The following is a 21344-nucleotide window of genomic DNA, read 5'->3' as shown; positions in this document are numbered from 1 at the left end:
CAAGCTATGAGACTCATTGTCTAATCCTGTATCGCCCACTTGGAGTATTTTCTGGAGTTCGTTAGACATTTTAGACAAATTAGACAATTTCTGTACTTCTTCTTTCTCAACCTGACTATCCACTTCGTCTTGGTCTTTGTCTGGAATTGCCACACTGGGAGGAATGTCATCCGTTTGAGAAAAATTGTCTAAATTGTCTAATTTGTCTAATTTATCGTGAACCCCTTGATTTACCGTCACTTCAGCATTAGACAAGTTGTCTAAATTTTGTCTAAATTGTCTAATTTCTGGATTGGGGGGGTGAGTAGGAGGTGGTTCATTAGGTAGAAATGCTCGGAACTGGAGCGAGCGCCCTTGACCCCTGACTTCGCCCTTCTCCATTGCCACCAACTCACAAAACCATTCCCGCACCGTCTCGCCGGATGGACGACGCGCTTTAGTAATGGATAAATAAACATCGGATGCCTTGAGCCAGCCCTTCTTACGAGACAGTTCAATCACTTTCACCAGTTGTGGCGCTAAGGCATCTGGGTCAGAGAACTGGGTATAGAGGCTTTGTACCTGCTGAGCGTAGAACTTGGTTAGGCTGATGGCGATGCGAACCATCTCAACTGGGATTTCTTCAGAAGGGATTTGCCCTTTCATCAATGAGTGAACAACGTGCAGGTTCACGGCTAGTTTGCCAATGCGGCCTTCAGATTTGCCCCATACGGACTGCATTCCTTCTAAGGAATCGCTGGCTCTAAGTTCTTCCAGGCGATTGTAGACTTTGCAAAATAGATTGAAGGCTTTAGGTGACAAGCGGTATTCGGTGGGTGGCAGGGCGTCAATCCTGCGATATAAGTCAGTGAGTAACTCAGTCGTCTCGTATTTGCCGCCATCGGCATACATTTTGGAAGCACTTACGGGTTGATTGACAAATGTGAATCGCGCCCATCCCCCATCGGGGTCGTCGCAGGTACCTAAAAGTTTCTGCATTACTTTCGGTTGGATGCCGCCTAAGATGCCGAGGAGAATGAAATCGACTTCTGATTTGACTCCCTCGGCTCGTAAGACTACATCCCCGGTACCATCGTAGTTGCTGAGTAAGTCTTGTTTATCGCTGCCCTTACCGCCTCGGTACTGATTTTGCGCGTTTAACATACCTGCCAGCTCATCGGTCAGATAAAGCATTCCCTGTTCCGGACAACGAGCGGCTTGATAGGTCAATCCTTCACCCGTTGTTTTGGTGAAGAAATAGATTTTGCGTTCGGGTTTAACAGGTGGTTGCCCACGATATTCTGGTTTGGTTGCCTCCCACGCTTTCAACTGTTCCTCATAGATCTGCATCTGTTGTTTGTAGTCTTTTAGGGCTTCTTGCTGAAGCACCTTCAAAGGCTTAGTGCAGATTGCCTTGATAATGGGAGATTTCTTCTGGGAGCTGGGCGCGACGATGGCGCTGTATAAGTTGGGGGTAACCTCAAAATCCCATTCCTTGTTCAGAACAACTTTCGTGCCTGCTTTGTGCAGAATGGATGTTGTGGTGAGCAAAGCGGTCAGATAAGATTCAGGCTTAAGGTTGAGCCAATTCGCTAGTTTGAGCAGCGGTGAAGCAAGGGAACCCGGTAAGGCTTCCCGTAGGTCGATAGAGGCCCTGGAAGCGTCTATGAGAGCATCAACCTGAGATTGAGTATCAACTCTACCTTCTTCCCTCTCAATTTCTAAGAGGCGTTCGGAATATTGCTTTCGGAGTTCTAGGGTGTGACGCCCAGCACATAAGGCTAGGTGGTTTAGTCGATTGGTGAGTTTGGCACTACTTAAGCCTTCTTGAATCAACGCATCCAATCGAGCTTCTAACTCTTCTGGGGAAATGGGATAAAACGATGGGTGCTTGATTACCTTGCCATCGTGCTCGCCTCCGTCGCCACCATCACCGTTGCTGCCACCAGCACCGCCATTACCCCGTCGATTTCCACCACCGCCGCCAAGGCCACCGCCGTAGCCACGACCGGACGACTTGAAAGGCGATCGCCAGCCATCCTGCTGAGCCATGTGAGCCAAGCTGCCGATGGCAACGCCCTGGCGTTTGAAGGATTTCCATTTCTTCTCACAATCCCCAAGCTGGTACTTTGTGGATTGGCGGCTCCAGTTATCCCACTCGGTCAACAGGGAGTCGCTAACCGAATGCAGGGCCATGCCCACTGCCAGCCAATTATCGTAATCGTCAGCTCGGTAGGGATTGAGAGCAGATAAATAAGATAATGCCCACTCTTGATTAGTCCACTCTTCCCCTGAGCGCAATTTAGAAGTGTACGAAGTTGGAGGGGGTACCTGAGTTTCCCTGTTGTCAGCCAACATCTGCTCGATCACCCACATCGGTGCGGGGGCGATGCCGTAGGCGGTGTGCGAAGCACTCATCGCAACTTCCTCCGGAGAGCGACGCCACCGATAACAGCCAGTTTCGGGGTGAACCGATGGGGGTAGGACGCTCTGGCACCCATCCCAACGCAGTTCCAGCTTCTGTTCTTTTCCGTCGTCTCCCTTAACCCCGGTGCCGATTTTCTTGGTAGCGATCACGTCCCAGTATTCTTGGGGAATGTAAAAAAGATACTGACAGCGACCGGGTTTATTTGACGTGAAGGCGACTGTTTCGGGTAGTGGCACATTACCGGACAGCTCGGTAATTTTGTCGTGAGCGGCATTACCATCCGCATCGATGGCGACTATCCCGCCCGATACTTTACCTGTGCGGATACCGTAGCCTTTAGCTCTTCCTGATTTAATTTCAGTAATTAACTCTTGGTGGGATAACGGCGCTTCAAACTGCCAGGAAGTCCGGTAGCAGGCTTTATTCTTTTTAACCGGTGTCAGCGCCCATTCCACAGGTAGCTTACAGAGCTGATCGATGAGCCGTTGTTGTAGCTGGGAGAGTTTTTGGGCGGTAAAGTTTGTAACCATTACTTCAGCCCTCCTTTAATTTTTTGTGATTCCCACAACGCTGTTTGGCCCAAGCGGGAAAGGATTATCAGGGGAGGGACAGCAGGATGCCCGAAGGACGAGTACTCATCCAGCCCTCTTTTTTCGGTACATTCGTGGCGATGCTTTTTGTGAAGGGGTAGCGAGGAGCCAGTGATGCAACCTGGAAGTGCTATCATACTAAAACCTCCTTCGCGGCAAAAGGAGTGTTTTGTATTGTCAAAGTGGCGTTATTTCTTGAAGTTGTTGCAACAATTTCAGCCAAATTGACTGTTAATGGCTGATAAGCTACGTTAAGATGTGGATGTATAGAGGTATTGACCTCTAGGTGATCTGAAAATAAAAAATTTAGAAAACAGATCAACATTAAGTCTCCTTTCGCCTATTCTGGCGGGGGCTAATAAAGCTTGGGCGTTTTTCCTGCTAAGAAGTGGCGCTCAAGCTTTATTTTTTGTTTTTTTTGGTGTGAAGTATCTGTTTCCGGAAACAGATACTTATGTGGCTTTTCAGTGGCTGACTGAATCACTGGTGGCAGTGAATAGAGCGATCGCGTCTCACCCACCCCTTGGGAATACTTGTGAGAGTATTAGCGACAACCGTTCGAGCGGCAATCTCTGCCGCTCGATAGTCAATCTAGCGACCTGTTCGAGCCGGATGTTGAGTTTTTGTGTAGACGGCTGTGGGCGCTCTGGGTGATCGCCTACCTCGTAGTGTTCCAGTGTTTCACTCATTCCTCACCTCCCTTCTTCCCCCTGCCCTTGCTCCCAGTAGCGTCAGAGGAGGGGGAGTATTCATTTTTTCTTCTGGCTGCGATCGCCCGTTTCACAATTATTCTTGCCATCTGAGGAACTGTTAGAAATTCTTCTTTAGCCCACTTTTCCAAATACTCCATATCTTCAGGCTCTATTCGCAGTGTTATACGAGGCTTGTCAGAAGGCATGGCAGGTATCTAAGAGTGTCCACAGAGCGCAATATTCTATCAATTATGGCTTCTATTGGCGTACTGAAGGAATTTATTAGACACCTGTTGACAAGGTGACGCACCCGTAGATACTATAGCTCACATAGGCAGGAAAAGTGAAACGAGCAGTGCAGCAAACTCCTCGCACAGTCTGACCAGGTAAAACCTCTAAAACGGTTATCCAGCTTTGGTTCTGATGGAATCGCGAATAGAACTGCATGTCTTTAGTTCACAATCGCCTGCACAGCCAGATTTTTTGCACAACAGGACGCATACGCAACCATGCCTTCCCCTTCAGTAATGAGGGTTAGGCGGTGTAGACAATTCCTTGATATCCCCATTCGTAAGGGTGAAGCGGCACGATTCCTCGGAATCCACCGCAACACTGTAACAAAATGGGACAAATGCGCTCGAAGCTACATTGACAACTACCGGATGCATTTCGAGCAATCGGGGTCAAAGGAACAAGCACCGCTAAGCCCGTACCGTTTTTGGGTACTGACTCGACTCAAGGAGCTTTACAAAATCTATCGAGACGAAACCTTAATCGAGAGCTACATCAAAGCTCACCCTTACGATTTCAGCTTCCGCACATTTTTTGAACTACGCAAACAGGAGAAAAAAGCTTCATGAATAAGCCCCAAGTGATGGATAAATTCGGATTCACCAATGCTTTGGAATTCGAGGCGCTGCTTTTGGACGTAGGCATTGACCCGGAAACAGAAGAACTAACAGAAGCTGAAGTAGAAACTGTCAAGAACCACGTTACCGTTTTTGCCACGTCTTTAACAGCCTTATCCCCAGTAGAAGACCCCCACAACGGAAACGGACATCAAACTTACACCCCACCTGCGGCTGCAATGAGCGTCATCACCAATCAGGGATTGCAGTTAGCCAAAGAAACTGGACTGAATATTAGCCAAGGTGCCTTAGAAACCCTCTCTCAACTAACGTTTGATAAAGGACGCCTAGACGCAGCCTTCCTGGAAAACGCTTATTGGTTAGGGCTTCTACGCCAACAAAACCAACTTCGCGCCGCCAACACAGAGAAATTCATCCAGCTTTTACAGGCGCAACAAAACACCAATTTAGATATTGAAAAGTTGGCTACTGATGCAGGCTTGATGAGCAATGAAGAACTCGTAAAAAAACTCTCAATAGTGGCCAAAGAAACCCACAACATCAATCTTCATGCCACAGTGACAGCTTCAACGAACTGGTAGTCCTCAACCAAAAACTAAGAACCAAAATCCCCGCCCTTCAAGACTTACAAACTCAACGAATACTACTACTATCTCAAAACAAGGAGAAACGAACCATGACACATATTGCGCTCGCATCTTCTCTAGCTCTGGCTGTTGGTGCTGTTGGTCTCTTCTTCCCACCCGCTGGACTGGCACTGGGATTACTCGCGCTGGGAGGAGGATTAGTTGCCAGAGGTGATAGCTAATGGAAACGCTAGCCTATCTCCATCTTGTTCTAGCCCATCAAGAATTTAACCACAAATCCGAGTCAGAAAAGACATCAACATCAGACAATCTAGGCGCGAGTTGGGACAAGAAAGCCTGGGACGAGATTTTTGAGGAACCCAAGCCTGACACTAAACAGCCCAAGAAATAGCCAAAGCCCAAGAACCTTGAAAACTGAACAGCAACCAGCCAATCTCCCCAATGGGATTAAGGCTATTGCAACCCGAAAAACATGGAGTATTGCAACGATGGAAAAACAGCAGTTCATGTATGCAGTTGGCGCTTTAAACCGTCACGCCAACCCCGCACATTTCCAAGTTTTACTAGCCCAACTTGATGACGAACTTCCAGGCCACCACCTCAACCCCGCTGCCGCCGAAGTCCTGGCGATGCCAGCCAGCAAACGAGGGTGGCGAACGGTAATCCTTCAAACCCGCGATGCAGTAAAGGAGAGTGCATTGTGACTCAACTATCAGAATGGGCAGACCAGTACCGGGCTGAACTAGAGAAGCAATCTTCTGTCCGTGCATCTCAAGTCGAATCCCTACTCATCGCTGGCGATTACGAAGCAATTCGCGAGTGGCTACAAGAGTGGGAATCAGAGGACAAAGCTCCAAATTCTCTCCAAAAGCGGTATCGCGAAACACGAAAAGAACTAAAGAAAGAACGCTATCGCCAGCGCCAGCAGCAACTCTACGGAGAGGTGATAGACAAGATTACGGGTAAAGCCAGCGCACAGGCGACCAACCAAGACGCTGGCTTTCTCCCAACGACCGATTTCAATCGTTAAGGACTACACCAATTATGAACCCAATAGGATACTGGGCTGGGGCACTCCCCGGCACCACTGACGCCAACATACTCGCTCACATCCAAGAGCAATTCGGCTCGCGCCTTGAAGAACTCAATCGCGACGACAAAGCCAGCTTACTGATTTGCTTAGTGGAAGCTGCGGTTAACCCCCAGCAGGTCATGACCGAACCCAAATTTTACTCCGAGCAAAACGGTGGGGAAGCGTGGTTACTAGCACAACAGCTTTCTCCCAGTAATCAAATCGCATTGTCAGTGGCACTCGCCAACCAATTGCTTTTCGGAGGACACAACTGATGAACGCTTTTCAATCCATCGACTGGGGATATCTGGAAGAGCGTTTACGACGCTACAACGCCAACCCCTCAGACGATTTACTTTACCGGATAGGCACTCATGTCGATGCTCTTTCTACCGAGGATTGCCGAGCCATTGAGCAGCAAGGATTCACGGCCGAACACCGTTACCGCGTTTTCAACTGGGTCTGTTCATGTGCGAAATGGGAACCCGCCACCGACTTAGCCCTACTTATCTTTGGGCGTCAACAGCTAGAGAAGTGGTTGGAACAGTCACGCCATGCCTACCCTCATTTCGATTTCTACCTGGTGTTTGAATACCAAGAAAAATTCAAATCAGGTTTTGAAGATGGCGTCAATTTCACCCTGCACTGGCATCCTCAACCCGGTGCACCGATGCCATTACCAGAGACAGAGACGGATTTCCCTTGGCGACCCTTTTGGGACAGCGGCGAAATGTTCTGGGGCAGCTTTCCTGGTGGCACCACGAATCATTTTGACTTCAATCTGTATTGCTACCCCGACGAGGCAGGCTTCACCAAGCCCGGTTGGATTTGCGAGGACGGTGACTGGTACACCATGAAGGACGAACGGGAAGCCGACCTAATGTCCGTCGCCCAAGTCCTACAGCACGAAAGCAGTTCCCGCTTGATATTGGGTGCCCCTGATTGAATGCCAGGGGCAAGGAGGTTTCATCCATGAAAATGACGGGTCGATATTCCCCTGGTTTATACGCGGGAGTCACGGGCCTAATGGCACTGGTAGGCATCCACGCCTTCAGCGTCCCAGATTCCCTCCAGCAGGCTTCAGAACGCGCTCGAATTACAGCCGAAGCTCAATTGGAACAAACCAAGGCGGAAGCCGCCAGAAAGGTCGCTGACGCCTACTCCAAGAATGCGCTCGCAACATACGACCAGCTAATCATTGACGGTTACACCCTGAACAACACTCCACCACGGATTAACTGGAAGCTAATCGATCCCTTCAAAAAAACATTCATTTTCGACCAACACCGCCAATGCAGTGGTTACACATTGCAGGGGAAATTCTACTTCACCAAGTACTACCAAGGAGTTTGTAACAATGGCTAGAATAGGCGACTCAACAACTGTTAATGGCGACGAAACGGGCACTTCTCAACCCAAACAAAGTAATGACTTTTACGACATCATTGGACGTATCATTGCGATGGGAGTCAAAATCGTAGGAGTCATTCCCTATGCCGTTGCCACCGTACTAGACAACTTCATTGGTCAAGACAAACCCGGAATCAAAGTATTAGGGGGCATCCTGTTAATAGGTGGCGTAGTCATGTCTGCCGATGCCTTCTTCCAAATGTTTGGTGGCAAGCCTTTATTTCCTTTTTTTGAAGAGCCAAATGCCTGGATTGGTATCGCCTGGTTGTGGGTATGGACAAAAGTAAATTTCTGGGCGGCTGTAGTGGTTTCCATTGCTGTGATGTGGGTGGAAAGCTACGCCCTAAGAGGAAAAAACCTTGATATCGCCAAGCGAGATTATGACTCTATCAAGCATCATACTGTGCCAGAAAAAAACAAAAGCACAGTTGACTTGGTGGAAGTGAGACGCCTCGAATACAAACGCGCCGGGATGAACGAACGGTCAGTATTAGGATTGTTCATTTTGTTCGTTGTCCTTCTGGATGTTTGTTCAGCTTTCATTTCCCGAAATCCGCTGGGAAACCCCCCAATGATTGTCTTAGGAATGATTGGATACAACGCCTGCACCATATTGGCTGGCGAAGTTGGCTACGCTTTATGGCGTCGTGCTAACGGCGAAAACTAATTAGCAGCCAAACGGTTCATGAAAGCCCTGCCCTATTGCTAGGACAGGGCATTTTTAAGAGGTTTTAGATGATGGATAACATAGCAATCGCACCCGACTACGACCCGACGGAATTCGCCCCACTGACACTGTTGGAACAAGGAGATGTAGATGTGTGGGTGCGTCGTCGGGGTGCAATTCTGATGGAAAAGAGCAAAGAAACGGCCAAAGACTGCGAAGCTGGGAAGCTAGCCAGTGCGATTGCCGTCGGTGCGTCGGTGGTCATGTCCAGCAACCCCTTAGCCTGGATTCCCCTCACGATTGGCGCAATTGGATACGTTTACACAGTATTTCAAGAGTTCCAAGATACCGGAAGCATGAGGCTTATCCCCATGTACCGAGGAAAGCTGGGGGATATTCTCCGAGTGATGGAAGGAGGGCTTGCGACGCCACGGCATCCGCTGGAAGACCAAATCGAGTATCTCTCAATAGCCCAGAAAGATGAGGCTTTGCTCATCAATTACCGTTTTGGCGAGATAGCAGGCATCCTGAACTCTGCCCCGCCTAAGGTCCGCTTCGACTTATACCGCCACGTCTGCGGACAGTTTCACGCCCGTAGAGATTTGCTAACTGGGGATGAAGTAAAGCATTACATCAATGCTGCTGTGAGTGAAGCACGACGGGCAATGCCACCTATTCAAGAGCATCCAGCATTACCCCAACAATCAATTCCCCCTGCTGTAGAAGCTGGCTTATCACAAGAGCCAACTGTTAGCGATTCAGAGCAGAATCGCTCCTTTCAACGCACTGAAGAATTAGCGGTGGGAGCAGAGCAGTTGATGAAAGAGCCTATCACCGTTGTACTGTTTGACTTCAGCCGCCTCCGCACTGAACCTGATAAATTTGCTCACCTCCGCGTCATCGGTGGTACAGGTATCGGCAAAACTACATTTGTGGACTGGTTGTTAGATGTTTTGGGAGGTGAGCGCTTTGTTATCACTCCCAAGAAAAAGTCATGGAACTGGGTCGGTCTGAAAGTTTATGGACTGTGGTTTGACTATGAAGCTATCAGGTCAAAGCTGCAATGGATTCACGCAGAAATGTATCGCCGTTACCCCTTAATGGAACAGGGGCAAACCTTTGAAATAACCAATTTCGTAGTAGACGAATGGAGACTCATCAACACCAACGTAAAAGCCATTAAAGAGCGTGACCCAGAGACGAAACAAGTTAAGGATATAGCTCCTTCTGCCAAAGCAATGATGAAGGATATCATCACCGTGGCGCGGGAGTCGATGTTACGGTTAATTGCACTAGCTCAGGGAGAGAATGTAGCGTCCTGGGGATTTGAGGGCGAGTCGGACCTGGAGGAATGTTTCACCGATATTCGCTTAGGGGAATTTGCTATCGATTACGCCAAATCCCTGCGGAATCAGTGCCGCAAGGATAGCGAGGATTACGACTATTGGACAGCCGTTTTAAGCGAATTAGAATGGCAGCAATCGCGCCGTACTCGCGAAAGTAAATCAATCCCCTGCTGCATGGTAGCCAAGTATCCAGCACGGATTCCAGACTTAACAGATTGGCAGCGGAATGTAGCCGACATTAATTCAGTAGAAAAAGAGCCACCTAATTTATCAGAAAACCACCCTGAAGAGGAAGCCCCCCTGACGGAGCGGAAACTTCCAGGGGAAGAAACGGAAGAAAGCCGGAAGCCTGATGGAATCTCATTGGAAGCGCTTTCGGCACGTCTAGCCTCAGCCTTAAGGGAAGCTTCCCCGGAAGCTTCCACTCCCCTCCTTGATGACCTAGACAAAGACGGAAGGCTGCTCATGATGCGCCTGCTGTTGAGTCAAAAATTGGGCAAAGAAAAGACAATCTGGCTGGCTTGGGGACAGAAGTCTGGAGGGCGGAATCACGACAAATATCGCTACTTCAGCGAAATCCTAGAAATGATGCTGAGAGAACTCAATCAATTAGGATTCAACGAAGAGAATCACTGGGGAATAGGAGGAGATTAAATGACATTCATCCGACTCCCCAATCAAGCTATCCCGACAGACCTCATAGCCAAGGTCTCGTTCAGCTCGCTGGCTCCGGCTCTAAAGAACTAAGAGAAGAATGAGGAAAATTCAATGAATCAACTGAATCAAAAAGCTGTTCTCTCCGATTATCACTGTGGCTACCAACAAGCGCTGAATGATTTCGGCATCCAAGAATTGAAAGCCAAACTAAGCAGCTTTAATCCAGAAAGATATGTAGAAGAACCAGACCAAGATAGCTTGATAGCTTTCCTGATTCAGCAGTTAACGAATAGCCTCAACTCAAAGCTCATCAATAATTATTTTCAAGCGTTGTCATCCGGCTATGACGAGGTACTCCTATTAGAAATCCAACAGCAGGAGAAACAGCAGCCAATTAACTTCAAAGAAACTCCCCTGCCCTGCTACCCTGATGGCGAAATCCTGCGTTGGATACCAGCAAAAGGAGGCGTTGATTGGGGTATTGCCATCGGGCGCTTTTATGCCTTAGCCCCCCATTTGTGCCGCATGAGCTGGAAATATATCATTCTCCTTGACTCTCACTCGCCCAGTGCCGCTTGGGTAAGAGTAGATACAGCTTGGGAAGAAGATTTGGAACTCAAAGAAGAGGTGGCAAGATGACCAATCCCCGCCCTCTGACAAAAGATGAGCAAAATCTGATGGAATTCTACAGTAGCTGCCCGCTGGGCATGACCCCCCAGCGATTTCGCAGCAAATGGTCTTTTACCTACGAGCAAATCGCCTTGATTTGCAATCGCTCTGTTTCTCAGGTGCGTTTCTGGTTTGCTCGTGGTCGTAATTATCGCCGACCCACTGCCAACGACTTGCGCCATCTCGCCCTAATGGATTTCCTGCTGGAACACAATGATGACATTCCTCCCGCACTTTTGGCTTTACTGTGTTCTCCTCATCGCGACGAATAGAGTTACAGCACTTTAGGGGTAACAAGAAAGCTTGCCAAGGAAACTGGGGGTAGGGTGTGGGGTGTGTGGTGTAGGGAAAGAGTTTTGAAGATGGAAAGAGAGAGAGTTGGGCACTTGCCACCCCGTCAGGTCACATCATCAAATCCTCCAAAAGTCAATATCGGATTGATATTTTTTAAATTCATTCTTTCCCCTATGAAAGAAGAGAGTCTAAGAGCACCAAACTTATTGATTGAGGTGTTTCCCGACTGTGTTGTATTAGGAACAACGATGACATCTTCAAATGAGCCTAGCTGGAAAGTAGAGGCGCTAAATCTCAAGACGGGGAAAGTAACAATAGAGCAAGTTCCTTTGAGTCAGATGGTGACCCCTAGTAAGCCTGTTAGTGAACTCACCCCTTGCCAAATCTCACGACTCACCCGACTTTATCAAAAAGTCGGTTATCTCATAGATGAAAAATTGTCAACGTGGATTTACGATTTTACTTATGAATTACACCCAGAGCGAGAAATTCAGATTTGGGAAGAGATGGCGGCTGTCTTTGAAAAATATAACAAAACGCATAAATTAGCCTTCTCTTCAAAGCGAGAAATCCTGAGGCTATTACTCGGACTTCTCGGAGGAGAACAACCCAAAGATTCCGTTTCACTAGAATTAGTCAAACTTTTCAAACAGCAACAAGCTTCCTCGTTTTGTATTCGCCCCCACAAGCCGCTGACCTCTTGGGAAAACATTAACTATAAAATGTTTGCTCAGATTTATACAGCCTACGTGGAGCGCCATCAAATAAAAATCCACGACAACAAAGATGAGCTTTTTGTCACTTTGATGCGCCTGGTTGAGGGCCAACCTCCCCAGAGTGAGCTGGGCCAAGAATTACTAGGAATCTGGTCAGAAATACACCAGGCGGAGTTGGCTTATAAGCAAGAGTTTAACCCCTTGGATATCAAAGATGAAAGAAAAAAGAGTAAGAGAGCGGTTGTGATTCGTCCAGGTCAAAGAAAGTTTAAGTTGGAGTTAATGAAAGCTTACGGAGGGTGTTGCTCAATTACAGGCTGCCCTGTGGAAGCTGTCTTACAAGCGGCTCATATCATTCCCTATCTAGGTGCCAAAACCGACCATCCATCGAATGGGCTTTTGTTGCGGGTAGATATTCACCAATTATTTGATAGTTACTACCTGAGTATCAACCCGGAAACGTATAAGGTTGAGATGGCGACTGTTTTGTCTAATAGCTGTTACTGGGATCTAAGAGAGCAACCGTTAAGGATGCCGAAAAGTAAAACGGCTAGACCTAATTCTAATGCCCTTTTAAAGCACTACCAAATTTTTAAGGAGCGCTGGTTTTCTGATTCTTAACGATTTTAAGTGACAAAGACCAACGGGAATGGGGAGTCGGGATTCGGGAGTCGCTTTTTCTTTCCTGATTCCCCACTCCCAATAAATGCTAAGGGGTGGGACGCTTGGGGTGCTCCAGTCGAGCAAAACTCAGAAGGCGCAACATAACAGGAGTCTTATGTTGTAAATCGTAAGGGGGGTGGAACACTCCTGGTAAAATCGGGAAACCCACATGCCTGGTACTGGATGGGATCGGTTTCCTCTAATGAAACAAATGTACTTTTAGCCACTGATGCGATCGCTCAGTTGGTGGAGATGTGGCTGTTTGGGCGATCGCCTCGCACAATCGATGTTTACCGCCGTTATACTCATCGCTTTTTGGGTTACGTCAATAAGCCGCTTCATTTGGTCACATTAGCAGATATTCAGGGATGGCAGAAAACTCTTGAAGGTATGGCTCCCAATAGCCAAAGGATTGCGATCGCAGCCGTCAAATCTTTCCTCAAGTTTGCCTCAAGTACTGGAGTATTAGAGGTCAATCTTGGCGTGTTGATGCGATCGCCTAAGGGGAAGGATGCCCTGACGGAGCGGCTGTTGACGGAGCCGGAAGTGGTGGCGATGATGGCTTCTGAGAAAGATGTGCGGAATTATTTGATTCTGCGCCTCCTCTATCTAGCTGGCTTGCGCGTTAGTGAGCTATGTCAGCTCTGCTGGAAGGACACGGTGCCCAGAGGTGAGACGGGACAGATTACGGTGCAAGGTAAGGGGGGAAAGGTTCGCACTATTTTATTACCGCCGACGCTTTGGACACAACTGCAACAGCTAAGGGGTGATGCCAGTGTCAGTGACCCAGTGTTTCGTTCCAAAAATGGTAAGCCCCTCGATCGCATTAGAGTTTTCCGAATTGTCAAGGCAGCGGCTAAACGGGCTGGGATTAACGAAAATGTTAGTCCGCATTGGTTGAGACACGCTCACGCTTCTCATAGTCTCGATCGCGGAGCGCCGCTGCATCTGACTCAGCGCACTTTGGGGCACTCCAGAATTGGGACGACTGAGCGCTACCTCCATGTTAGACCCAATGACAGTTCCGCTATGTATCTACCTGAGTGACATCCTCCTATACCGAATCGAAGGTATTGCTCTACCAAAACGGTTCAATCCAAGGTTCCGCAATGTCTGCCCTAGAGATATGCGATCGCACTTTCCCTTCTCAGAGGCGATAGCGAAGCGAGTAAAGCGAAGCGCAGATCGCATCCTTTGGGTGAAGGCACAGCACTACAAAATAACCCATGAGGGTACTGTCAAACCGTTGTAAAGCTGCCTAGATTAGAAATACAGAATTGGAGTGTATCTCGCTGTGAATAAATAGCACTGGAGAGGCTATCATGAGTCAGCTTCCTATTAAAATTGATGCAACGCAACTGTTCTATCGGTATTTCATCATTCCAGGCGTTACATCCGACTGGATTGATTCGCGAGTCGTTCAAACGCTTCAACTTGAACCCGGTTCATACAACTTTCAGATTGCCTCTGGCTACTACGCTGATTTTACCTTTGAGGTCACGCCGGAAGGCACAATCAACTACGACGAAAAGTTCAATTCGTTTCTCTCTGGACGCAGCACCTCTACACTCAAAGTTCTCGGCTTTGAAGTGATTCTGGATGCACGATACCTTTCAGGTTCCGGCGTTCTGCTGGTTTGTCCGCTGACTAATGACGATTGGATTAGCTATCAAACGGTTCGCTTGGTGCCAGCGTCCTTTTACCAAGTTCAGCAAGGATCGGGAGTGGTGACAGACTTGGTATTCAAGCTGAAGCTGGATGGAACGTTCTCTTACGTTTCGTCCTACGATCGCAGCAATGGAGGTTTCCTATCGGGCAACGACACGGGCAAGCTGGAGTTTTATGGCTATCCCATCCTGGTTGATGCACGGGATGCAATCGATGTACAAGCTGCGGATACAGAACCTGCATGGGGACTGACGATTCAGCCGATATGGGGTATGCCGTTCACCCAGACTGGTGTTCAATACGCTGATCTGTTGCCTGCCAAGGGTTTTCAGTTACAGATTAAATCTGGCATTGTTAGCCAAGCCACATTTGATCTCTCTACGGACGGTACATTCAGTTTCAATAGCAACCTACCGCTCCAACTTAATACGTTTAATGGACTGAAGTTGCTGAAGGCGACTGGTGCGTTGCCTCACTAACCTCCATCAATCAACAACAGTTCAATCCAAGGTTCCAGCAATGTCTGCCCTAGAGATATGCGATCGCACTTTCCCTTCTCACAGGCGATAGCGAAGCGAGTAAAGCGAAGCGCAGATCGCATCCTTTGCCCTGGTTAGCTCAAGCGATCGCTCCTTTCTGTTCATAAGATGTAATTGGGGTGGCTGTAGATTGGAATCAGAGAAGAGGAGACGCGATCGCCATGATTGCAGTGATTGATAAAGCACCCATGTCATTCGACGAGTTCATGGATTGGTATCCAGAAAATTCAGCGCATGGCTACGAATTGAGACGAGGGGTGGTTATCGAAATGCCTAAACCGAAAGGCAAGCATTCGAGACTAGCGGGTGATTTAGCATTTGATTTGGGCACTGCGATTCGGCAAGCGAACCAGCCCTATTTCATTCCGAAAGAATGTATTGTCAAAATTGCCAATGACACGGGTTATGAACCGGATATTGTTGTTTTAGATGAAACGAAAATAGTTGATGAGCCTCGATGGGAACGAGAATCGGTCATCACCTTAAGCCAGTCAATTAAACTCGCAGTAGAGGTTGTTTCAACCAATTGGCGCGATGATTACCTGGTCAAATTGGCGGACTATGAAGCATTTGGCATTCAGGAATATTGGCTCGCCGATTATCTGGGCATTGGTGGTCGGCGCTATATCGGCTCACCCAAGCAACCAACCTTTACGGTTTGCACTCTGGTGGATGGGGAATATGAAATGCAGCAGTTTCGTGGAAGCGATCGCATTATTTCTCCCACCTTTTCGGAGTTGGAATTGACGGTTGACCAGATATTCATCTCTCGCCTAACGTAAGCTATGGTTTCTCAGTGAAGCGATCGCTTTGTTTATGAAAGTTTTTTTCAACGATACTTCATTTAGCAGCGGTTGAGCGGTATCAACTGTAGTGAGCGATTTACGAGGTGAAAGTGAATTCAACTACAGGAAAAGATACACTTACTCACCCGTAACAGTTTGAGCTAAGCCTTTCAAAATGCTCAGAACTGTATATAGATCGTTCCCTGGATTGAGCATTGAGAACAACCTTGACAACCCGTATTGAGGGAAATCTCCTTTAACTAACTTCAGAAAAATAAAACTTCCACCTGTAGTAATCATGCCAAAGCTTGGTTGCTCGCAATTGGGATTTGCCAGCATATAAGACAAGATTTGTGCTAGTCCCGCTTCGATGGAAAACTCTACTTGTTTGGATTCAATAATCATCACCCAGATTGTGTCTTTCAAGATTAAGACATCGAGAGTTCCAGTGACAATTATTCCTTCATCTTCTGTAGAAATTTTGACTGATTTCTCGGCTTTAACGTGAAAAGGTGCTAGGTAAAATTCACCGATAAAGAGTAGAGGGTCAAGAATTGCCATTCTGACAACACCTTCTAGCATGGGAGGATAAGCCAGTAGGTTGAAATACCCCTCTTTTACGCGATCGAGTTGTTGCTTTTGTAAGTCAGTGATTTCTGGGAGATTCTCTTGCCACTCAGGAAAAAATTGCTGATTATGGGTGAGTTGAAGGCCGAAGTTGAGACTCAACTCTCGAAGGGTGACATCTTTCGCTTGAATGGTTTGAACCATAATTTTTTAGCTAAGTGGTAGGGATGTTGCACGTTTATCCTCTTACTAACTCAGGTATGTTGGTTTGCGTTGGAATAAACGCGATTTTGGCTGTATCCTGCATGTGGATATCAAGGGTGGAAAAATCTGGATTCAGCACGATGGCACGGAAGAGGGGCTTGCCAATCGATTGGTTGAAATGGGGGTTCCTAAACAAGATATCGTTTTAGCATTCCATGAACCCGAAGTGCGAGAATCTACAGGTTTTGGTACAGGTACGACCGTCGCCCATTAGGTCAACCATTGCTCTACCAAAACGTTTCAATCCAATCGCACAGTCGAACGATGGGTTGCGTCCCTTAACTTATTCTAGAAGCAATAGGCGCTCACTCTATAGGAGATTAACTCTCATCTCGCTTCAGCAAGATCGCGCTGATACTGTGCTTTGAGCATAGCCAAATACTTAGCAGGAGCCTCCATTTCACCAGTTTCAGGTAGATCAAGACGCAATTGATCTAATTTATCAACTATGCTCTTGATTTCGTTATTTTTTGCTTTGATCTGCTTACGTAGCTCTTTGATGATATTCTCAGGTTTTCCTTTGATAGACCGTAACAAGTTGCGTAGTTCCTCCTGTCGTTTCGCCAGTTCTTGGAGTTTGTGTCCCATTTCCCGCCCTTTTTGTTGATTTTCTTCGGAGTTGCCTATCCAAATATTCTCAGGGTCATTAAAGTGGTCTCTCAAGTACGATCTACAGGCAGAAATGATTTGTCCCCGTTTAGCTTGACTGGGTTGATATTTAGAAGGTAAGCTCTTGGCGGCCTCCTCGTAAGGCTTGTCTTCTACTTGTGCTTTAAGCTGTTTAAAAATGACTTCAAAAGCAACTTTATGTCGGCGATCAACACCCTTCTTCAGATTGAGTGTCCCCTTGTAGTAGTACTCTGGCTGTCTCTTTTGAAGCTCTCTATCTGTTCCTTTACGCCACCTAGGTCGCCAACCTGATAATTCACTTAAATCTACACCTGCTTTCTTGGTACCTTTTTTCTTCTGCTCAGGACTGGCAACGTAGCTATAATCCCAAGAATCATTGCCATCCACAATTTTAATTGACTTGAACACTGGATGCTTAGATTGCACAGATGCAGCTACTTTCTCAGCATTCTCCTTCTCCAGCTTGCCGTTCTGTAGATATTTTTGTTCTTCCTGGTCAATGGCCGCTAGTCCCACCTGAACTTTTTTGTCATGCTCCGGATCAGCTTTCTCATCCTTCTTATCTTTACCAAACCCCAAGAGTTTTCCGGTGGCTTTCACCAAGTTATATGCCTTATTAATCAACCAGTCGATCGCCTTACCAACTGGTGCCTGAACTTTCTCGATAACTTCTCGAATCTTCTTACTGATACCAGTCACACCTAGAAGAGCAGCTAGGAAGCTGATGACCACGGGAACGGCTTTGCCAAGGGCATCTTCTACAAATTTGGCAGCAACCCCAGTCGCACCATCGGCGATCGCACTCACCGAGTCAATCACTGCATTCACCAACGCCATAATTTGGCTACCCCGTTCTACGAAGAACATGATGATGTCGTAGATTGCCTTGCAGGCTTTGATAAATGCTCCGGCAGGATTTAATAACCCCAAAATCCAGGTGACTCCAGCGTTGATAATGCTGTCGGTGACGAAGGACTTGATTCCTTCAATCACCACATCTTTCAAATTACTGAGTTGCTCTTTAATGTATTCCCATACCCCCATGATGCCCTCAGAGATCAAAATCTTGAAGATCTCAGCAGTGGTTTCCATCGCTTGAACCACTTTCTCACCCAGGATTTTCACCGCACGGGCGCGAATAAATGCCCAGGTTGCCCCCAGCACTTGTAGGATCAGACTGAGGATACCCTTTAAGTCAAAGCTCTCTGGAAGCTGAATTCCGGCTTCTGCGATCGCGCCGAACAACCAGCCCATCAACCCTTTCTCCAAGTGCGTACCGATATTCCCAACAAAGTTCATGAAGCCCTGTTTCAAGCCAGAGACCAGGTTGCCCAGGAATTTAATAGGATGTTTAATGATTTTGCCAATGGCAGAGGCAGCACGCGACAACACATCCAGCAGCATATCTTTTAGCTTCAGGATGGTCTTGATCACGCCCACGACAGCATCCAGTGCTTTATCCACCAGACCCCGGTTGGCTGCCTTCATTTCCTCAATACGACTGTCGATCGCCTGTAACTTCTCGTTGTATTTCTGAGCCAGGGAGTTAATCAGTTGATTTTGCTTATCCTCAACACTTTTTTCTAACTGATCAAACTGGCTTTGCAGTGCTGCCGCATCTTGCTGGAGTGCCTTCTGTAAATTGGCGGGTTGCTGCTCCAGTTTGGTTTGAATCGCTTTTCTGCCCTTGGCAATTTCCGTTTTTGCCTCGTTCAGTCCTTTTTCCACCAGCATGGCAACACGATCGAGTACCGCATCCATCTGGGCAATGTACAAGCGTCGCCCTTCTTCATAAAAAGCATTCACCTCACTTGGCATCCCCAGGAACTTATCTTTTAACCACCGACCTCTACCAATGATTCCACTGTAGCGATCGTCTTTGTAGGCATCCATGCGCTGTTGGACATAATCCTCAAAGGCTTGCTGGGCAGCAGTTGCCCCTTGATCAAATGCCTGGTTAACTTCCGTATCTAAACGAGCAAGACGGTCTTCAGCCGCTTTCTTTGTTTGTGTATAAATTGTCTGTAGCTCATTGGCTACTTCAGTCCGCTTCTGCTCATCCTGGCTCTTCGCTTGCTGTTGCGCGGTGGTGGTCTTATTTTGCGCTTGCCCCCGAATTGTGTGCATCCCGGTGAGCTGTGTTTGAGCCGTTGTAACCGCTTGAGACTTCGCCTGAGTCAACACTGCTTGTTCGCTCTGCCGATATTCTTGGGGAGCCGTCACTGCATCTTTTTGTACCTGTTGTTTGGCATCTGCGGCTGACTGGAAATCTGGCTCGTTCGATTTCTTCAGTTGGTCGTCCGTAACCTCTGCGTCAGTCATTTGTTTATCTAAGGACTGACTGCCTTCCTGAAGCGAAACCTCTGCGTTCGTTTTGGGCTTGGGTGCTGCTTGAGCTGCATCAATTCCTGCTGGAGGCGCACCTGCCTGGTTGGGTGGCAGAGGAGCGACAGATTTTGGTTCAATTCCACTCGGGTCGGGGGTGCCTTTGACTTTAGCTTCGACCGCACCTTGGGACTGTTTCTTACTGGTGTCTACCTGTCCTGTAAGTTCCCCTTTGATTGCTCCAACTTTGCCACTTTCTTTAAATTTGCCAGCTTCTTCTAAATTTTTCGGCGCACTGGCAGCGATTTTGGCTAGTAATGCAGCTTTAAAAGCATTCCGGTTAAAAGCTTGCGGTTGCTGCTGATCCATCTGCTGCACCTGCTTGCCTGCTGCCTTACTCGCGACATCGTTCGCGGGAGGCACGGCGGCGGCTTGGGCTTCAGTGGCTTTACTTTTTGCAGGCGGATGGTGCTTTTGTTGTTTGGCAGCAGCTTTGGCTTTTTTCACCACTGCCTGAAAAGCTGCGTCTTGGGCAGGGGAAGCAGGAGCTTTAGTGCCACCCGCTTTTCGCTGAATCGTGGGGTTAGAATTTTGGGAAATGGCGTTCCCCGAAGGGGTTGTCGAAGACATCGCACCGTTTTTCTTCAACCGTAAGGCAGGATGCCCCTTCCCACCCTCTGATTGTGGTTGCACGATTTTGCGCTTTGCCGTCAAGGGCTGAGTTGGATTTTGCTGAAGGGTGTGGGTTAATTCGTGCGCCAGCAGCCATTTGCCAGAATTCGTGTGGGGTTCGTAGCGTCCGGCATTAAAAAAGATATTCCGCCCAATTGTGAACGCTTGAGCGTTGAGGTGACTCGTCGTTTCTGCGGCTTGGGAGTCGGTATGAACGCGCACACCCCCAAAGTCATAACCGAAACGGGACTCGAAGAATGTGCGAGTAGAGTCGGCAAGGGGTTGCCCACCCCCGCGCATGGTTTGAATGCGGCTTTCCAGGTTAGGCGCAACTTCAGGGGTTGCATCTGCCGTTCCTTTTGCTTGAGCCGTTTCATCTTTTTTCTCATCTGCGGCTTGGCGTTGCAGCATCTGAGCATGTTCATCTTTCTTCTCATCAGCAGCTTGACGTTGCAGCATCTGAGCGTGTTCGTCTTTTTTCTCCTCAGCCGCTTGACGTTGAACTAGGGGAGTAATTGGCCCAATCTGGGATTTAGTCTGAGCGGTTTCTTCCTTCTTTTCTTCAGCTTGTCGCTGTAGCAATGGCGAAATTTGCCCAACTGAGGATTTAGCTTGAGCGGTTTCTTCCTTCTTCTCCTCGACTTGTCGCTGCACTAAGGGGTCGGGCATCCGCATCACGGTATCGGCAGTGCGATCGGCTTCTTGTTCGTAGACATCATTAGGTTTACCAACCTTAAGCTTTGTTTGGATCAGGCGACTGACGGCTTGGTTGCCGATTTGTCGTTGCAGTTGCAGGAGGGGGTGAACTGGGGTGCGAGTGGAGGACAGGGGTTTAGGGGTAATTGCTAAACCTCTCGGTCGGTCTGCTATTGTCGTTTTGGTTGGAAGCGATCGCTGATTTCCCATAAGTCTCACCATCCGCGTATTGCGATAACTGAGCGATTAGTAAACCCGTTAAGTCATGACAACTCGCCGTACTTAACTCAAAAGCACAAATATTTCAATAACCCCTTTGCCTGACTCTAGCGGCTCAAGCGCTTTGCCAATAATGGTTCCTGGGCGAAACATATCTTGCCCATTGATTCCCAGTGGTTTGGCTTTCATCGCATAACCAGGAGTTGAAGAGGTCGTTAACAAATCCCCTCGGCGAATGGAACCTTCTTCATCAGTAACCTTACAAGGAACCCGACCACATAACGCCACTGGAAATGCTTTTTCTTGCGGACGATCCGGATCTGAATTCAACAGCATCCCA

At 47.9% G+C, this 21344-nt stretch carries 24 protein-coding genes and 2 pseudogenes; 19 read left to right on the top strand and 7 right to left on the bottom strand.

Annotated elements, in window-relative coordinates:
* The 3 genes from V6C93_RS16365 to V6C93_RS16355 form a co-directional block, all read right to left on the bottom strand.
* A partial coding sequence (locus V6C93_RS16365; protein WP_333477735.1) for a DUF3987 domain-containing protein occupies nt 1-2937 on the bottom strand: 2937 nt, incomplete at its 3' end.
* A 572-nt stretch (nt 2938-3509) separates the two neighbouring features.
* Nucleotides 3510-3686 carry a hypothetical protein gene (locus V6C93_RS16360; protein WP_333477734.1) on the bottom strand — a complete coding sequence of 59 codons (177 nt, stop codon included), beginning with the start codon at nt 3684-3686 and terminating at the stop codon, nt 3510-3512.
* Entirely contained in the window at nt 3683-3895 is a 213-nt protein-coding gene (locus tag V6C93_RS16355; protein ID WP_333477733.1) for a hypothetical protein, read from the bottom strand. The genes V6C93_RS16360 and V6C93_RS16355 overlap by 4 nt, the downstream gene beginning before the upstream one ends.
* A gap of 303 nt (nt 3896-4198) precedes the next feature.
* On the opposite strand from V6C93_RS16355, the gene V6C93_RS16350 reads away from it, so the two are divergent.
* From V6C93_RS16350 to V6C93_RS16270, 17 genes are all read left to right on the top strand, one after another.
* Complete coding sequence (locus V6C93_RS16350) at nt 4199-4549, top strand: hypothetical protein (RefSeq protein ID WP_333477732.1); 351 nt, start codon at nt 4199-4201, stop codon at nt 4547-4549.
* Nucleotides 4546-5139, top strand: a complete 594-nt coding sequence (locus tag V6C93_RS16345; protein WP_333477731.1) for a hypothetical protein — start codon at nt 4546-4548, stop codon at nt 5137-5139. Before V6C93_RS16350 ends, V6C93_RS16345 begins: the two co-directional genes overlap by 4 nt.
* A gap of 95 nt (nt 5140-5234) precedes the next feature.
* On the top strand, nt 5235-5366 hold the full coding sequence (locus tag V6C93_RS16340; protein WP_333477730.1) for a hypothetical protein: 132 nt from the start codon (nt 5235-5237) through the stop codon (nt 5364-5366).
* Nucleotides 5366-5536, top strand: coding sequence for a hypothetical protein (locus tag V6C93_RS16335; protein ID WP_333477729.1), 171 nt, complete (start codon nt 5366-5368; stop codon nt 5534-5536). Before V6C93_RS16340 ends, V6C93_RS16335 begins: the two co-directional genes overlap by 1 nt.
* Before the next feature lie 16 nt (nt 5537-5552).
* Nucleotides 5553-5849 (top strand): hypothetical protein, encoded by a 297-nt coding sequence (locus V6C93_RS16330; protein WP_333477728.1) that lies wholly within the window; start codon nt 5553-5555, stop codon nt 5847-5849.
* Nucleotides 5846-6175 (top strand): hypothetical protein, encoded by a 330-nt coding sequence (locus tag V6C93_RS16325; RefSeq protein WP_333477727.1) that lies wholly within the window; start codon nt 5846-5848, stop codon nt 6173-6175. Before V6C93_RS16330 ends, V6C93_RS16325 begins: the two co-directional genes overlap by 4 nt.
* Before the next feature lie 14 nt (nt 6176-6189).
* Nucleotides 6190-6492, top strand: coding sequence for a hypothetical protein (locus tag V6C93_RS16320; protein WP_333477726.1), 303 nt, complete (start codon nt 6190-6192; stop codon nt 6490-6492).
* Nucleotides 6492-7163 carry a hypothetical protein gene (locus V6C93_RS16315; RefSeq protein WP_333477725.1) on the top strand — a complete coding sequence of 224 codons (672 nt, stop codon included), beginning with the start codon at nt 6492-6494 and terminating at the stop codon, nt 7161-7163. The genes V6C93_RS16320 and V6C93_RS16315 overlap by 1 nt, the downstream gene beginning before the upstream one ends.
* A 26-nt stretch (nt 7164-7189) precedes the next feature.
* Complete coding sequence (locus V6C93_RS16310) at nt 7190-7582, top strand: hypothetical protein (RefSeq protein ID WP_333477724.1); 393 nt, start codon at nt 7190-7192, stop codon at nt 7580-7582.
* Complete coding sequence (locus tag V6C93_RS16305) at nt 7575-8294, top strand: hypothetical protein (protein ID WP_333477723.1); 720 nt, start codon at nt 7575-7577, stop codon at nt 8292-8294. The genes V6C93_RS16310 and V6C93_RS16305 overlap by 8 nt, the downstream gene beginning before the upstream one ends.
* 68 nt (nt 8295-8362) lie before the next feature.
* Entirely contained in the window at nt 8363-10294 is a 1932-nt protein-coding gene (locus V6C93_RS16300) for a hypothetical protein (protein ID WP_333477722.1), read from the top strand.
* 114 nt (nt 10295-10408) lie between these two features.
* Nucleotides 10409-10936: a hypothetical protein gene (locus tag V6C93_RS16295; protein ID WP_333477721.1), complete on the top strand. Its 528-nt coding sequence runs from the start codon at nt 10409-10411 to the stop codon at nt 10934-10936.
* Complete coding sequence (locus V6C93_RS16290; RefSeq protein ID WP_333477720.1) at nt 10933-11238, top strand: helix-turn-helix domain-containing protein; 306 nt, start codon at nt 10933-10935, stop codon at nt 11236-11238. The genes V6C93_RS16295 and V6C93_RS16290 overlap by 4 nt, the downstream gene beginning before the upstream one ends.
* A 270-nt stretch (nt 11239-11508) precedes the next feature.
* On the top strand, nt 11509-12597 hold the full coding sequence (locus V6C93_RS16285) for an HNH endonuclease signature motif containing protein (protein WP_333477719.1): 1089 nt from the start codon (nt 11509-11511) through the stop codon (nt 12595-12597).
* 225 nt (nt 12598-12822) lie between these two features.
* Nucleotides 12823-13686 (top strand): tyrosine-type recombinase/integrase, encoded by an 864-nt coding sequence (locus V6C93_RS16280; protein ID WP_333477718.1) that lies wholly within the window; start codon nt 12823-12825, stop codon nt 13684-13686.
* Nucleotides 13655-13891: a hypothetical protein gene (locus V6C93_RS16275; RefSeq protein WP_333477717.1), complete on the top strand. Its 237-nt coding sequence runs from the start codon at nt 13655-13657 to the stop codon at nt 13889-13891. Before V6C93_RS16280 ends, V6C93_RS16275 begins: the two co-directional genes overlap by 32 nt.
* Nucleotides 13892-13961: 70 nt before the next feature.
* Nucleotides 13962-14786 carry a hypothetical protein gene (locus tag V6C93_RS16270; protein ID WP_333477716.1) on the top strand — a complete coding sequence of 275 codons (825 nt, stop codon included), beginning with the start codon at nt 13962-13964 and terminating at the stop codon, nt 14784-14786.
* Here the strand turns inward: V6C93_RS16270 and V6C93_RS16265 are convergent.
* A complete protein-coding gene (locus tag V6C93_RS16265) occupies nt 14783-14908 on the bottom strand; it encodes a hypothetical protein (protein WP_333477715.1) in 126 nt (41 codons plus the stop codon). The genes V6C93_RS16270 and V6C93_RS16265 overlap by 4 nt on opposite strands.
* 99 nt (nt 14909-15007) lie before the next feature.
* On the opposite strand from V6C93_RS16265, the gene V6C93_RS16260 reads away from it, so the two are divergent.
* Nucleotides 15008-15628: a Uma2 family endonuclease gene (locus V6C93_RS16260; RefSeq protein ID WP_349262733.1), complete on the top strand. Its 621-nt coding sequence runs from the start codon at nt 15008-15010 to the stop codon at nt 15626-15628.
* A 141-nt stretch (nt 15629-15769) separates the two neighbouring features.
* Here the strand turns inward: V6C93_RS16260 and V6C93_RS16255 are convergent, their stop codons facing one another.
* Nucleotides 15770-16402, bottom strand: coding sequence for a restriction endonuclease subunit R (locus V6C93_RS16255; protein WP_333477713.1), 633 nt, complete (start codon nt 16400-16402; stop codon nt 15770-15772).
* A 49-nt stretch (nt 16403-16451) separates the two neighbouring features.
* On the opposite strand from V6C93_RS16255, the pseudogene V6C93_RS16250 reads away from it, so the two are divergent.
* Nucleotides 16452-16676: pseudogene (locus tag V6C93_RS16250) on the top strand (element excision factor XisI family protein); the annotation flags it as partial.
* Between the two features lie 113 nt (nt 16677-16789).
* Here V6C93_RS16250 and V6C93_RS16245 read toward each other — a convergent pair.
* Entirely contained in the window at nt 16790-21007 is a 4218-nt protein-coding gene (locus V6C93_RS16245) for an eCIS core domain-containing protein (RefSeq protein ID WP_333477711.1), read from the bottom strand.
* A 60-nt stretch (nt 21008-21067) separates the two neighbouring features.
* Nucleotides 21068-21344 (bottom strand): annotated as a pseudogene (locus tag V6C93_RS16240) (hypothetical protein); the annotation flags it as partial.

It is taken from the genome of Allocoleopsis sp. (genome assembly GCF_036703385.1).
Classification (GTDB): domain Bacteria; phylum Cyanobacteriota; class Cyanobacteriia; order Cyanobacteriales; family Coleofasciculaceae; genus Allocoleopsis.
This window is presented reverse-complemented; position numbering and strand designations above follow the sequence as displayed.